The sequence below is a fragment of the Streptomyces sp. CBMA152 genome, assembly GCF_014596475.1.
Taxonomy (GTDB): Bacteria; Actinomycetota; Actinomycetes; order Streptomycetales; family Streptomycetaceae; genus Streptomyces.
This window is the reverse complement of the sequence record NZ_MECJ01000002.1, coordinates 258092-271291: the sequence shown is the minus strand read 5'-3', so window position 1 is coordinate 271291 and position 13200 is coordinate 258092. Positions and strand designations below refer to the sequence as shown.

At 70.2% G+C, this 13200-nt stretch carries 15 protein-coding genes; 6 read left to right on the top strand and 9 right to left on the bottom strand.

Annotated elements, in window-relative coordinates:
- The first annotated feature begins 13 nt into the window (after positions 1–13).
- Entirely contained in the window at positions 14–502 is a 489-nt protein-coding gene (locus BG418_RS02190; RefSeq protein ID WP_188271909.1) for a GNAT family N-acetyltransferase, read from the top strand.
- A 37-nt stretch (positions 503–539) separates the two neighbouring features.
- Here BG418_RS02190 and BG418_RS02185 read toward each other — a convergent pair whose 3' ends face one another.
- A complete protein-coding gene (locus BG418_RS02185; protein WP_188271908.1) occupies positions 540–1400 on the bottom strand; it encodes a tetratricopeptide repeat protein in 861 nt (286 codons plus the stop codon).
- 4 nt (positions 1401–1404) lie between these two features.
- On the bottom strand, positions 1405–2349 hold the full coding sequence (locus tag BG418_RS02180) for an alpha/beta hydrolase (protein ID WP_188271907.1): 945 nt from the start codon (positions 2347–2349) through the stop codon (positions 1405–1407).
- 88 nt (positions 2350–2437) lie between these two features.
- On the opposite strand from BG418_RS02180, the gene BG418_RS02175 reads away from it, so the two are divergent.
- A complete protein-coding gene (locus BG418_RS02175) occupies positions 2438–3082 on the top strand; it encodes a TetR/AcrR family transcriptional regulator (RefSeq protein ID WP_188271906.1) in 645 nt (214 codons plus the stop codon).
- A gap of 166 nt (positions 3083–3248) precedes the next feature.
- Here the strand turns inward: BG418_RS02175 and BG418_RS02170 are convergent, their stop codons facing one another.
- A complete protein-coding gene (locus BG418_RS02170; RefSeq protein ID WP_188271905.1) occupies positions 3249–5135 on the bottom strand; it encodes an ABC transporter ATP-binding protein in 1887 nt (628 codons plus the stop codon).
- A 110-nt stretch (positions 5136–5245) separates the two neighbouring features.
- Here BG418_RS02170 and BG418_RS02165 point away from each other — a divergent pair, with 110 nt between their 5' ends.
- Positions 5246–6013, top strand: coding sequence for a maleylpyruvate isomerase family mycothiol-dependent enzyme (locus BG418_RS02165; protein WP_188271904.1), 768 nt, complete (start codon positions 5246–5248; stop codon positions 6011–6013).
- A 48-nt stretch (positions 6014–6061) separates the two neighbouring features.
- Here BG418_RS02165 and BG418_RS02160 read toward each other — a convergent pair whose 3' ends face one another.
- A complete protein-coding gene (locus tag BG418_RS02160; protein WP_188271903.1) occupies positions 6062–6364 on the bottom strand; it encodes a hypothetical protein in 303 nt (100 codons plus the stop codon).
- Positions 6365–6581: 217 nt separating this feature from the next.
- Positions 6582–7001, bottom strand: coding sequence for a hypothetical protein (locus BG418_RS39440; protein ID WP_223184211.1), 420 nt, complete (start codon positions 6999–7001; stop codon positions 6582–6584).
- A 703-nt stretch (positions 7002–7704) separates the two neighbouring features.
- On the opposite strand from BG418_RS39440, the gene BG418_RS02150 reads away from it, so the two are divergent.
- Entirely contained in the window at positions 7705–8784 is a 1080-nt protein-coding gene (locus tag BG418_RS02150) for a glycosyltransferase (RefSeq protein ID WP_188271901.1), read from the top strand.
- Positions 8785–8794: 10 nt separating this feature from the next.
- Here BG418_RS02150 and BG418_RS02145 read toward each other — a convergent pair whose 3' ends face one another.
- A complete protein-coding gene (locus tag BG418_RS02145; RefSeq protein ID WP_188271900.1) occupies positions 8795–9457 on the bottom strand; it encodes a peptidylprolyl isomerase in 663 nt (220 codons plus the stop codon).
- A gap of 196 nt (positions 9458–9653) precedes the next feature.
- Here BG418_RS02145 and BG418_RS02140 point away from each other — a divergent pair, with 196 nt between their 5' ends.
- On the top strand, positions 9654–10565 hold the full coding sequence (locus tag BG418_RS02140; RefSeq protein WP_188271899.1) for a hypothetical protein: 912 nt from the start codon (positions 9654–9656) through the stop codon (positions 10563–10565).
- 88 nt (positions 10566–10653) lie between these two features.
- Here BG418_RS02140 and BG418_RS02135 read toward each other — a convergent pair whose 3' ends face one another.
- The 3 genes from BG418_RS02135 to BG418_RS02125 all read right to left on the bottom strand — a co-directional run bounded on the left by BG418_RS02135 (position 10654) and on the right by BG418_RS02125 (position 12060).
- Positions 10654–11028, bottom strand: a complete 375-nt coding sequence (locus tag BG418_RS02135; protein ID WP_188271898.1) for a toxin Doc — start codon at positions 11026–11028, stop codon at positions 10654–10656.
- Positions 11028–11267 (bottom strand): hypothetical protein, encoded by a 240-nt coding sequence (locus BG418_RS02130; RefSeq protein ID WP_188271897.1) that lies wholly within the window; start codon positions 11265–11267, stop codon positions 11028–11030. Before BG418_RS02130 ends, BG418_RS02135 begins: the two co-directional genes overlap by 1 nt.
- Positions 11268–11334: 67 nt before the next feature.
- Positions 11335–12060 carry a tyrosine-protein phosphatase gene (locus BG418_RS02125; RefSeq protein ID WP_188271896.1) on the bottom strand — a complete coding sequence of 242 codons (726 nt, stop codon included), beginning with the start codon at positions 12058–12060 and terminating at the stop codon, positions 11335–11337.
- 186 nt (positions 12061–12246) lie between these two features.
- Here BG418_RS02125 and BG418_RS02120 point away from each other — a divergent pair, with 186 nt between their 5' ends.
- Positions 12247–13035 (top strand): HAD family acid phosphatase, encoded by a 789-nt coding sequence (locus BG418_RS02120; protein ID WP_188271895.1) that lies wholly within the window; start codon positions 12247–12249, stop codon positions 13033–13035.
- Positions 13036–13200 lie beyond the last annotated feature (165 nt).

The following is a 13200-nucleotide window of genomic DNA, read 5'->3' as shown; positions in this document are numbered from 1 at the left end:
TATGCTGGCGCGCATGGTGAGGTTGGAGCGGCTGCGGGCCGAACACTCGGACGCTCTGCTGGAATTCGAGCGCCTGAACCGGGAGTTTTTCGCGCGGACCATCCCGGATCGCGGGGACACGTACTTCGCCGAGTTCGCCTCCAACCAGCGCGATCGTCTCGCCGAACAGGACGCCGGTGTGTGTCACTTCCACGTCGTCGTGGACGAGCACGGTGACCTGGTCGGCCGAATCAATCTCGTGGACGTCGAGGACGGGTCCGCCGAGCTCGGCTACCGGGTCGGCGAGCGCGCCTCGGGCCGGGGTATGGCGACGGCGGCGGTCGCGGAGGTATGCCGACTCGCCGCCGAGGTGTACGGGCTCTCGGCGCTCACCGCGAAGACCACCCTCGACAACCCTGCGTCCATGGCCGTACTCGTACGCAGTGGGTTCATGATCGTGGGCGACACCGTCATCAACGGGCGCCCGGGGGTGCGGTACCGACGCGAGATCGCCGTCGGTTGAGCCCGTACCGCATCACCCGTCGCTTCACCGAAACCGCTCAGATCGAGTCCGGTCCGAGGTGTGCCCGGAGCATGTTGTACTTCCGGCGGTCGTAGCGGTCGCGCAGGTCGACGAAGATCGTGTACTGGTTTCCGTCGCGGGTGTAGACGTCCAGATGGCCGCTGGAATAGGCCGGTCGCCGTCCGGTCGCCCAGTCGGCGGACTCGACGTCGGCCAGGTCGACCTCCCTCGGGCCGAGCGTGATGGTGTCCGTGGGCAGGATGTGGTGGGGGTCGAGGTCGAAGAGGAGGTCGCGGGCCTGCGCCGCCGTCTCCTTGTCCTCGTTCGTGATGGCCCGGAGGTATATCTCGCGGGCCTCGGCGAGGTGGCTGGGGTCGACTTCGATGAGCCGTCGGTGGGCGCGCTCGGCGGTGTCCCCGATGAACGGGGGTGCCATGGCCTCCAGGAACAGACCGCATGCCTCGCCGAGTCGGCCCTGGTGAGCCGCCAGGTTGGCGAGGTTGAACCGGGCCTTGCGGGCATGCTCGGGGTGCCCGTCGGCGATGGCCTGCTCGTAGAGCTCGCGGGCGTGGGCCAGTTCACCGTTGCGCTGCTCGAAGATCGCGAAGTTGAAGAGGGACTTCGGTGCGTGCTCGGGATGCCCGGTGGCTATCGCCTGCGCGAACACGGTACGGGCCTGCTCGGTCCGGCCGTCCGACGCTTCGAGTACGGCGAGGTTGGCCAGGGCCATGGGGCCGATGTCGGGGTGGCCGGTGGCGGCGGCGCGCAGGAACGCGGTGCGGGCGGCATCGATGTTGCCCGCGGTGCGTTCCTGCGCCCCCAGATCGAACGCGGCTTGGGCCGTCTGCTGCGCGTCATCCGGCACGTCGTGGTCCGGGGCCTGCTCGTTGATCGCCATACCCTCAGTTTCGCCGCGGAGGCCTCAGTCGTACAAGGTCGGCCGACGGACCGAGCAAGTGCTTTTGCAGGAACGCTGTTTCGGCCTCCACGGCCAGCTGGTGCGCGTGGGTGAACGCGGCGTAGTGCGTCCCGGGAACCCGTGTCGACTCGCCGAGCGGCGCCTGTTCCGCCGCGCGCAGGCCCGGGCCGGGCAGGACGGACTGGTCCTGTTCGGCGACCACGACCAGCAGCGGACACTTCACGTTCCGCGCGTCGCGCCCGGGCCGGTAGAACCCGGGGGCGAGTGCCGAGCGCGCGGCGATCGTCTGCTCCCAGTCGGGGTGTTCGCCGTCGGGGTCCAGCGCGCGGGTGCCGTCCATGGCGTCCGGTGTGGTGAGCGCGGCCACGGTCCCGGCCGCGCCCGCGCTCGGCACCAGGATCGGCCGACGGCCGACGAGAGCGCCGAGCGCGTCCAGGACCACCAGCCCCGTGAGGCGCAGCATCGCGCCCGGTGTGGAGTGCCGCATCGCCGCGCGCGCGGTGGTCGGGCCGTCGGCGAGCGGTGTCTGGGCGATGGCCGCCGCCAACTCGCCGTCGCGTGCGGCCAGTCGCAGGACATGCCCGCCCGCCAGGGAGAAACCCCAGAGGGCGATCCGGGCCGGGTCGACGTCCGGCAGGGCGCGTGCGTACGCGATCGCGGCCTGCCAGTCGGCCAGTTGGTCGGGGATACGTATGACCTGGCGCGGCTCGCCGCCGCTCTCGCCGATCCGGCGGAAGTCGAAGGCGAGGACGGCGAACCCGGCCTCGTTGAAACGCTGCGCGAACCGGTCGGTGCCCGGCTCCTTGGTGACCGCCGTTCCGGCGGCCATGACCACACAGCCTCCGTTGGTGCCCGGATAGTGCCAGGCGGCGCAGTGGGTGCCGCCGCTGCTGAAGTGAACTTTCTGCCGTTCCACGGACGAGTGCACAACAACCTCCCAGTGGGCCGAACCGCCCTGAGATAGAGTGAACCACGCGGTTCACTTACTGGCGAGGGCTTCGGGAGGAGATTCGGCCGTGGACACTGTCGACGGAGATGCGCACGACGCTTCCGAGGAACGGGCGGGCTACCGGCGGTCGACGGGATCGAAGCGGGGCGAGGCCAGACGCCGGGAGCTGCTCGACCTGGTCGCCTCGGATCTCGCGGCCCACGGCATGGTCGACTTCTCGCTCCGGCGCGCCGCACGCTCGGCCGGCACCACGCACAAGGTGCTCCTCTACCACTTCGACAGCGCGGACGACCTGCTCCAGCAGGCGATCCTGCAACTGCGCACCCGGCGTATCGACAACGCGGTGGCCGCCGCAGCCAATGTCACCGGCCATCCCTCACTGGCGGCCCGGGTACGCGCCATCTGGTCGACCCTGACCGCCGACGACCCCGGACAACTGGCACTCGACCAGGCCATCGGGCTCGCGATGTACGACCCCTCGCGCTACGCCGAACTCGGCCGGGGCGCGGCCAAGTTGTATCTGCCGACCCTCCTGGCCATCTGCCCGGAGCACTGGTCCGACCGGCGCAAGCTGGAGGTCGCCGAGATGATCCTCGGGGTCCTGCGCGGCTTCCTGGTGGACTGGCGGACCGGCGGGGACAGGGAGGGGATCGACCCCGGCTTCGCAGCCCTGACACGGGCACTGGAGCGGGAGGAGGCCGCGCCCGAATAGCCGTACGTTGTCGCCGTCCGTGTCAGTGCCCTCCTCCACTCCGACCACCCGCTGGTGAAGTCCTAGGGGGCGGGCTCCGTACCTGGTGAAGCCACCACGGCGACCAGGTCGAAGGCGCACCGGCCGCCCGCCGGTGAGCTCGACGGCTCACCGGCCGGCCGTGCGCTCAGCCGCGGCCCGCGGGCGTGTTGCCGGGGCGCTCGAACTGGGTGCGGTACAGCTCCTCGTAGCGGCCTCCGAGCGCGAGCAGTTCCTCGTGTGTGCCCCGCTCCGCGATCTGCCCGTCCTCGACCACCAGGATGAGGTCGGCGGACCGTACGGTGGAGAGCCGGTGGGCGATCACCACGGCGGTGCGGCCTTCCAGCGCCTCGCCGAGCGCTTCCTGGACCGCCGCCTCCGAGGTGTTGTCCAGATGCGCGGTGGCCTCGTCGAGGATGACCACGCGCTGGCGGGCCAGCAGCAGCCGGGCGATGGTCAGCCGCTGGCGCTCACCGCCGGAGAGCCGGTAGCCGCGCTCGCCGACGACCGTGTCGAGCCCGTCGGGCAGCGAGGCGACCAGACCGTCGAGGCGCGAGCGGCGCAGCGCGTCCCACAGGTCCTCCTCGGCGGCGTCCGGCCGGGCGAGCAGCAGGTTGGCGCGGACCGACTCATGGAAGAGGTGGCCGTCCTGGGTGACCATGCCGATGGTGTCGCGGACCGAGTCGGCGGTCAGATCGCGTACGTCGACGCCACCGAGGCGTACGGCGCCCTCGTCCGTGTCGTACAAGCGGGGCAGCAGCTGCGCGATGGTCGACTTGCCCGCGCCGGAGGAGCCGACCAGGGCCACCATCTGGCCGGGCTCGGCGCGGAAGGAGACCCCGTGCAGCACCTCGGTGCCGCCCCGGGTGTCCAGGCTCGCGACCTCCTCCAACGAGGCGAGGGAGACCTTGTCGGCGGACGGGTAGCCGAAGCGGACCCCGTCGAACTCCACGGAGACCGGCCCCTCGGGCACCGGCCGCGCGTCCGGCTTCTGGGCGATCAGCGGCTTGAGGTCGAGCACCTCGAAGACCCGCTCGAAGCTGACGAGCGCGCTCATCACCTCGACGCGGGCACCGGCGAGGGCGGTGAGCGGCGCGTACATCCGGGTGAGCAGCAGGGCGAGGGCGACAACCGCGCCTGCCTTGAGGTGTCCGTGCAGCGTGTAGTACCCGCCGAGCCCGTACACCAGGGCCAGCGCGAGTGCCGAGACGAGGGTGAGGGCCGTGATGAAGGCGGACTGCGCCATCGCCGTACGGACGCCGATGTCACGCACCCGGCTGGCCCTGGCGGCGAACTCGGCGGACTCGTCGGCGGGCCGGCCGAAGAGCTTGACCAGGGTCGCGCCGGGCGCGGAGAAGCGCTCGGTCATCCGGGTGCCCATCGCGGCGTTGTGCTCGGCGGCCTCGCGCTGGAGCTTCGCCATCCGCGTACCCATCCGGCGCGCGGGCAGTACGAAGATCGGCAGCAGCACGAGCGCGAGCACGGTGATCTGCCAGGAGATGCTGAGCATGACGCCGAGGGTGAGCAGCAGCGTGACGACATTGCTGACCACACCGGAAAGGGTGTTGCTGAACGCCCGCTGGGCGCCGATCACGTCGTTGTTGAGACGGCTGACCAGGGCGCCGGTGCGGGTCCGGGTGAAGAAGGCGACCGGCATCCGCTGCACATGGTCGAAGACGGCGGTCCGCAGATCCAGGATCAGCCCCTCGCCGAGAGTCGACGACAGCCAGCGGCTCACCAGCCCGAGCCCCGCCTCCGCGACGGCGATCACGGCGATGAGTGCGGCGAGCCGTGTGACCGTGCCCTCCTCCTTGCCGCTGACGATCGCGTTGACCACGCGCCCGGCGAGGACGGGAGTGGCGACCGCGAGCAGCGCCGTCGCCACGCTGAGCAGGAGAAACAGCCCGATACGGCGGCGATGCGGACGGGCGAACGCGGCGATGCGCCGCAGCGTCGCTCTGTTGAAGGGGCGTCGGTCCTGCTGCGCGTTCATGACATTGTGGAGCTGCGTCCACGCGGTGGCTTCCATGCTCATGAAGGAAACGTACGACCTCTACCAAACTTGAGGTCAACCGGATTGCCGAAATGGCAAGGGACGCAGCAAGCACGGCAAGGAAAATCGGTACGCCAGGAAGGCATATCAGGATGAACACAGTCGATCAGCCCGACCACGGCACGGCCGTCGCGGCGGAGACCGCCCGGTTCGTGGGTCTGGTCAAGGGCGCCGACCTGACGGCTCCGGTGCCCACCTGCCCCGGCTGGACGCTGGCCGACCTGATCAAGCACACCGGCAGCGTCCAGCGGTGGTTCTCGGCGCTGCTGCGCCAGCGCGTCCAGGAGCGGCCGACCAGCCGTGATGTGGATCTGCAGCTGCCGGAGCAGGTGGACGGGTACGCCGACTGGCTGGGCGCGAGTGCCGCCGTGGCGGCGGACACCTTCGCGAGCGTCGACCTGGACGCGCCGATGTGGGTCTGGGGCGCCGACGGCCATGCGCGGTTCTGGGTGCGGCGGATGCTGTTCGAGACCCTGGTGCACCGCGTCGACGCCGAGTGGACGCTCGGCCTTGCGTCCACCATCGACCCCGCGCTCGCCCGGGACGGCGTCGACGAGTTCCTGACCAACCTCCCCTTCGCCGCCTTCTTCGCGCCGAAGGTGGCCGAGCTGCGCGGCTCCGACCAGAGCATCCGCTTCCAGTGCGCCGACAGCGGCGCCGAGTGGCTGGTGCGCCTGCGGCCCGACGGGTTCGGCGTGGTCGCGGACAGCGCCGCGACGACGGCCGACGCGACGGTACGGGCGAGCGCCGCGGATCTGCTGCTGCTCCTGTACCGCCGCGTCGACCGCTCGGCGGACACGGTCGAGAGCACCGGAGACACGGAGCTGCTCGACCGCTGGTTCGCCAACTCGGCGTTCTGACACGGGAGTTGTGACGACGGACTTCTGACGACGGACTTCCGAGGGGTGCTACGCGCCGCCGCCGCTCACGCCCGGAGCCACGAAGCGGCGGTGCAGCGGGGTGAACTGCATCTCCGGCTCACCGGCGATGCCGGCCTTCTCCACGGCGGCCGCGAGGCGTTCGGCGAAGAAGTTCTCGAAGTCGTTCTGGGCGTCCCACACGTCGATCACATGCAGTGCGCCGGCGTCGAACCAGGCAACGTGCAGGGAGGCCCCGTCCGGGGTCTCCTCCTCCCACTTCACCTCCGCACGCACGGCGTCGTACTGCTCGGGCTTGACCCCGGCCCAACGCATCGACATCACAACAGACATGAACATTCCCCTGTCTCTCAGCTCTCGGACTGCCACCCACCGAGGTTTTCGGCTAACTCATCCGGCCAATTCCTGCGGCCAGCGTGCCGCGTGGCGAGAACCTGCCGAAGAGCGTGCGGCAGCATGCGCGGGCGCACGCGCCCGAGCCGTACGTGGTGACCGTCGAACCGGGTGTGTGCCATGGGGCCCACGGCACACACCCGGTGTCACCAACAGCTCAGGAGGTTCTGGCGGCTCCTGTCCTGCGTGGGGCGCCGCTGCGTAGCGAACCCGGTACAGGCGTCGCCAGTTGGGTCCAGCCTTCGGCCCAAATGAAGTTCATGCCGTTCACGTCGCCATGCGTCTGCCAGACCGTCCCGTCGGTGGTCACCACCTTGATCCAGGCGTCCTTGTCCTGTTCGGTGATGGAGATACCGCAGACGTGGACGGGGTAGTTGGGGTTGTCCGAGTTGGTCAGGTCCGTCCAGACGATCGTCCCGCCAGGGGTGCTCTGCCGCCCTGCGTACGCCTTCCCGTTGATGAGGACGGCGGTGAAGTCCTCCGTGGCGGAGGGCTCGATGCCGTCGATGGCGGTGCAGGGGCCGGTCGCACCGGTGGCGCCCGTGGCTCCGGTCGCGCCAGTAGCGCCCTGTGTCACCCGTGGCTCCCGTGTCACCCGTCGGACCGGTCGGACCCGATAGGCCGGGAGGGCCGGTCGGTCCGGTGTCGCCCTTCGGGCCGGGGGGACCCGTGGGGCCGGGCGGGCCCTTTGGGCCCATGCCCTTGCAGTAATCGTCGTCGTCGCCACCACCGCCCAGGCGAGCACCCGGTGTGCCCGCCTTCCTGTCCGGCTTCGGCTTGCAGTGGTCGTCGCCACCGCCGCCCGGCTGCGCCACAGGGGCGCCGGCGCCTTGGGTCGAGGCCACCGCCGGGCTCGCCACACCGGCCAGCAGCATGGCCAGGGACGCCAGAGCGCCACCGGCGAGCCATCTGCTCCGGCGGGGAAGCGGTCCGAGCCGCGACCTTGTCGTGCGATCAGGAGCCACATCCCGTTACTCCTAGATGAGGCTTCTACGGGCGTTATCCAACGCCTCCGGGAACATCCCCGCCGATGACCCGCCGACCACGGATCCCGGGCAGACACGCCCGTTTATCAGCGCATCGGACCAACAAACACCCTCGGGCGCAGCAACACACCACCCCTCGGACGCTCATCACTACGCCGACCGAGGTCCGTCGCCGACGACTCCGCGCGCACGGCGACCCGGCGTCCCCGCCCTCGTGCCACAGTGGGCCGCCGCGAAACGAAGGGTGTGAGGGACATGAAGGATGCCGTGCAGCAGCCGTCCATTTGCCTTTGCATGATCGTCAAGAACGAGGCGCGCGTCATCGAGCGCTGCTTGGCGTCCGTACGCGATCTCATCGACACCTGGGTCATCTCCGACACCGGCTCGACCGACGGCACCCAGGACCTGATCCGCGCGGCCCTCGACGGCGTCCCGGGCGAGCTGCACGAGGAGCCCTGGGTGGATTTCGGCCACAACCGCAGCCTCAACATCGCCCACGCACGCGGCAGGGCCGACTACCTGCTGCTCCTCGACGCGGACCTGGTCATCCGCCAGGACGCCCCACTCCTCGAACTCACCGCGGACGCGTACATGCTGCGCCACGAGGGCACCACCTCGTACCGCATCAAGCGCCTGGTGCGCGCGGACCTCGACTGGCGCTACGAAGGCGTCACCCATGAGTACCTGACCTGCGACGGGAGCTCCGGGCAGCAGCACCTCGACGCGCTGACGATCCAGGACTTCGCCGACGGCGGCTCACGGCACGACAAGTTCGAGCGGGACGCCCGGCTGCTCGGCGCGGAGCTGGAGCGCGATCCCGACAACGCCCGCACGGTCTTCTATCTGGCCCAGACCATGCGCGACATGGGCCGCACCGAGGAGGCCATCGCCCTCTACCAGCGCCGCGCGGACATGGGCGGCTGGGCGGAGGAGGTGTACTGCGCGCAGTTGCAGGTGGGTGTCCTGCGGGCCGAGAGCGATGACTGGCCGGGCGCGATGGACGCTCTCGTACGGGCCTGGGAAGCCCGCCCGCAACGGCTGGAGGCCTGTTACGAGCTGACTTCCCGGCTCCGCACGCGGGGCCACCACCAGTCGGCCCACGCCTTCGCCGTGGCGGGCCTGGACCGCGCCGCCCCGGACGACATCCTGTTCACCCAGCCGTGGGTCTACCGCTGGGGCCTGCTCTTCGAGTTCTCCATCACGGCGTACTGGACCGGGGACTACGCGGGCTCCCTGCGGGCCTGCGACCGCCTGCTCGCCCTGCCGGACCTGCCGGAGAACTACCGGCGGCAGACCGAGGCCAACCGGCAGTTCGCGGTCGCCGCCGAGAAGACCCGCGCCAACACGGCCCCGGTTCCCGCGACTCGATCCTGACCAGGGCGTACTACCTGTTCTTGATCTGTACGCGCTTGATGTTCACCGGCAGCTTCGGGAAGCCGTCCCCGGGGTTGTTCTGGTCGTCCTCGCCGCCCGCCGCGATCTTCTGCAGCACGTCGAGACCGGCCGTCACCCGGCCGAACGGCGTGTAGGCGGGCGAGAGTTTGGTGTCCTTCCAGACGAAGAAGAACTGGCTGCCGTTGGTGTTGGGCCCGGCGTTGGCCATCGCCACCGTCCCGGCCGGATAGGTGGCGCCGGTCAGGTTCTCGTCGGGGAAGGAGTAACCGGGCCCACCGCTCCCGGTGCCCGTCGGGTCGCCGCACTGCAACACGTAGATGCGCGCGGTGGTGAGCCGGTGGCAGTGCGAGCGGTCGAAGTAGTCGCGCTGGGCGAGGAACTTGAAGGAGTACGTGGTGCACGGCGCCTCGTCGGTGAGCGCCTGGAAGGTGATGGCGCCCTGGCTGGTGCGCAGGGTGGCGCTGTAGGGCTTGGCGGCCTTGACCGGGTCGAAGACCGGTATCCCCTTGAAGTTGTCGGCGGGGACGGCCGACGTATACGTGCAGGCGGGAGCCGGGGCGGGCGCGGCCTTGGTGTCGGCGGCCGCGTGTACGGCGGTACCGAGCGGAAGCAGAGCGGCGGCGGCGAGCAGGGCGCTTACCTTACGGAGCACGGGACGGTTCCCTTCGGAGCGACACCGGACGGGTGTGTCATGGCCGCCTCATCCTGCCCGTTCCCCCGCGCACCATGCATCACCCCGGACACAGCCGATGCTCCGATCGGGCCCTGCGGCCCGCGTGGCTGACGGCCGGTCGGCCCATGAGGTGGTGGCCTGGGTGATCGGGGGTTCGTACAACGACAGGAGTTTCATGCGCACCGCACTGCTACGACGTGGCGCCAGAGCCGCGGCCGTCACCGCTCTCGCCGTCGCCGGCGCGCTCGGCGGCATGGCGAACGCCGACGCCTCGGCCGGCGCCCGCCACCACCACGGCCCGAAGCCCATCGACATCGGCATCGACACCTCGGGCATCCACGCCCAGGACGACGCCCGGGGCGGTCTGCGGACCTTCCGCGTCCACACCGACGACGTGAACGGCCGCCAGCTGCAACTTCTGCGCCCGCACCACGGGGTCACGCTCAAGAAGATCTTCGCCGATCTCACCAAGGCCGTCAGCCGCATGCCGGTCCCGACGGCCCAGGGCATCACGGCGCTGCGCGACGAGGCGGACGCGCCCGGCGGTGCTTTTGTCACCCGGAACGTGTCGGAGAGCTTCACCACGCGGGTCAAGCCCGGACGGCTGGTCCTGCTGGACTTCAGCGCGTTCCTCAAGGACCCCGCGCACCCGGTGTTCCGCGTCATGCATCTGCACGACGGCAACCAGGGCAGCCTCCGCACCGACCACCGGGCCACGGTGGTCACGCGCGAGACACCGGCCGGGCCCCGCTTCGACGTCCGGGGCCTGCACGAGGCCAAGGACCCGATCCTGTTCCACAACGCGGCGGACGAGCTCCACGAGATGCAACTCCAGCCAGTGACGCCGGGGACCACCGACGCCCAGCTCCAGGCGTACTTCGACAAGATCGCGGCCGGGAAGCCGGCCACGGCGCCGTTCACCGGACCCGCCCTCGGCCTCGGCGCCGTCTCCCCCGGTGGCACGGTCCTGCTGCGGGCCCACCACCTGCCGCCGGGCACGTACGCGCTGCTCTGCTTCATCCCGGACGACAAGAACGGCGTGCCGCACGCCTTCCTCGGGATGCACAAGGTCGTCGTGCTGCACTGACCCCGATCACCGCGAGCGCCCGCTCCAGCAGGTCCCTCGGACCGGCCGCCGGAGCGGGCGCGCTGCTGTGCGGGGACAACTGGCCCCGTCAGAGCCGCCATTCGCGGATGCTGTCCGCCGCTTGGTAGACGGACGCCTTGCCCGCCTGGATGTCCCGTACGAGGTCCACCAGGGCGCCGTACGGCGGGTCCATGCCTTCGCCGGAGGCGTGCATGTACGCGACCGCGACCTGGCACGCGTACAGCGAGTTGCGGTACGGCAGCGGTTGCAGGCGCACCAGGGTGTGCAGCAGCGCGGCGGCGCGCCAGGCCGGGTCGGGCTCGGCGGTGGTGGGGCGCGGGATACGGGTCTTGTGGCGCGCCACGGCGGCGACGAGCGCGGAGTAGTCGGCGACCGAGACGTCCTCGGGGACGGCCTGTTCCTGGACATCGAGCAGCCAGGGCACATCGATGTACAGAGTCATCAGGCGGCCTGGCTCCCCTGCGGTCGGTCGGCCGGGGGGACCTCTTCGGGGAAGGCCTCGTCGAACTGTTCCCGATGGGCCTCCCCCCAGGAGACGGCGTAGCGGACGAACTGACGGCGCTGGCGTTCGCGCAGGGGCAGGTCGTGCACATACTGCTTGAGCGACTTGCCCTCGGCGGCCGCGGCGGCGCGGACCTCCGCCAGCTCTTCGTCGGTGAACGTGATATTCAAGGACGGCATACCTGATGGTACCTAGTAGGTACCATCAGGTCCAGGCCACCTTGGCCGACGCCCGCCGATGTGGCACTCAGTCCAGCAGCCGGGCGCGCAGCCGCTCGATCAGGGCGTCGTCGACGCCGACGTGCTTGACCGCGTAGTCGTGCACCGAGCCGTACGTGGCGGTCAGGTCGGCGAGGAAGAGCCGGATGACCTCCTCGGGCGCCCGCCCGTATCCGGGCCAGTTGAGCGCCCGCCCCGGGTTGGCGGCCCGCCAGTCCGCGATCAGCCGGTCCGTGGCCAGTTCGGTGAGGGCGAAGTCCGCGGCGACGGTGTCCTCGTCCACCCCCAGGAGCGAGAGCACCAGGGCCGCGAGCAGACCGGTGCGGTCCTTGCCCGAGGCGCAGTGGAACACCTGCGGCCCTCTCTCGTCCGCGATGGCCTCCAGCGCCTGCCGCAGCTCCTCGGCCCCGTCGAGAGCGACCTCCGCGTACCGGTCGGCGAGGAAGCGCCAGGGGTCGAGCGCCGGGTCGATCTCCGCCTGGTCGTAGGGGCGGTGCTCCACACTGAGGTTGAGATACGTGAACCCGTCGGCGTCGGGCACCCTGCCCTTGGCCTCGATCTCCCACGGATACCGCAGATCGATGACGGTACGTATGTTCAGGGCGAGGAAGCGCTCCCAGTCCGCGCCCTGGAGCTTGGCCAGCGAGTCCGAGCGGTAGAGCAGACCCCAGCGAAGGGTGCGTCCGTCCGAGGTGCAATAGCCACCGAGGTCACGGAAGTTGTGCAGGCGCTCGAATTCCAGGTGTCGTGTCATTCGGCACACCCTATGCACGGACCTGGCCGCCTACCTCGCCGACTCACTGGCCGAGGGCACCACGGGAGGCCGTGCGTGAGCGGCTTCGCGTTCGGTTCATGGGCGAGGAATGCGGCCAACCACACGGTAAAGAGTTGATCAAACCCCCTGGCGGGGCGATGTGTGATGCGCGTAGATATGAGGCTCATGCGCACCCTCACCAAAACCGCAGCCACTGCTGCCGCCCTCGCCGTGACCGGCGCCGCTCTGTACGGCGCCGGCGCGGCCTCCGCCGGTGACAGCACGCCGAAGAGCGACAAGGAGATCCCGAACATCACCAAGGTCGAGGAGAAGATCGACGCCTACTACGGGGGCGCCGCCGACTCCACCGGGGCCTACCAGGCCTCCCCGACCAGCAACTACGCCAAGCAGGTCGCCGCGATCGAGGCCCGCGCCAAGCGCCAGATAACCCGCGCCGCCGCGCACCCCGGGCACGACGGCCGCAAGCCCGCCATCGTGCTCGACGTCGACGACACGACGCTGCTCACGTACGACTACGAGAAGAAGAACGGCTTCGCGTACAACGCCACCGCGTTCAACGCGTATGTCCAGAGCGCCCGTTCCATCGCGGTGTTCGGCATGCCCGAGCTGGTCGACTACGCGGCCAAGAAGGGTGTGACGGTCTTCTTCCTGACCGGTCGCGACGCCTCCCAGCGCGAGGCGAGCGCCGCCAACCTCACCAGGGCGGGCTACGCGGTTCCGGTCGACACCGCGCACTTCTTCCTCAAGGACAAGACCAACCCGCCGGCGTACCTGAGCTGCGGCAAGCCCAAGTGGACGTGTTCCACGGTCGACTACAAGTCGGGCACCCGCAAGCACATCGAGGACATGGGCTACAACATCGTCGCCAACATGGGCGACCAGTACACCGACCTCGCGGGCGGCCACGCCGACAAGACGTACAAGATCCCGAACCCGATGTACTTCCTGCCGTAATCCCGTATTCCGCTCTGCTCCGGCCGAGGCCGGGACGCGCGCCGTCGTCGCGCCTCCCGGCCTCGGCCGTGCCGTATCTCCTCCCGCGCTCCACCGCCGCTGCCACCGTCCGGGTGAAACCCCGCCCCGCCCAGCCCGGTAATCATCCCGGCGGGCCGTGCGATC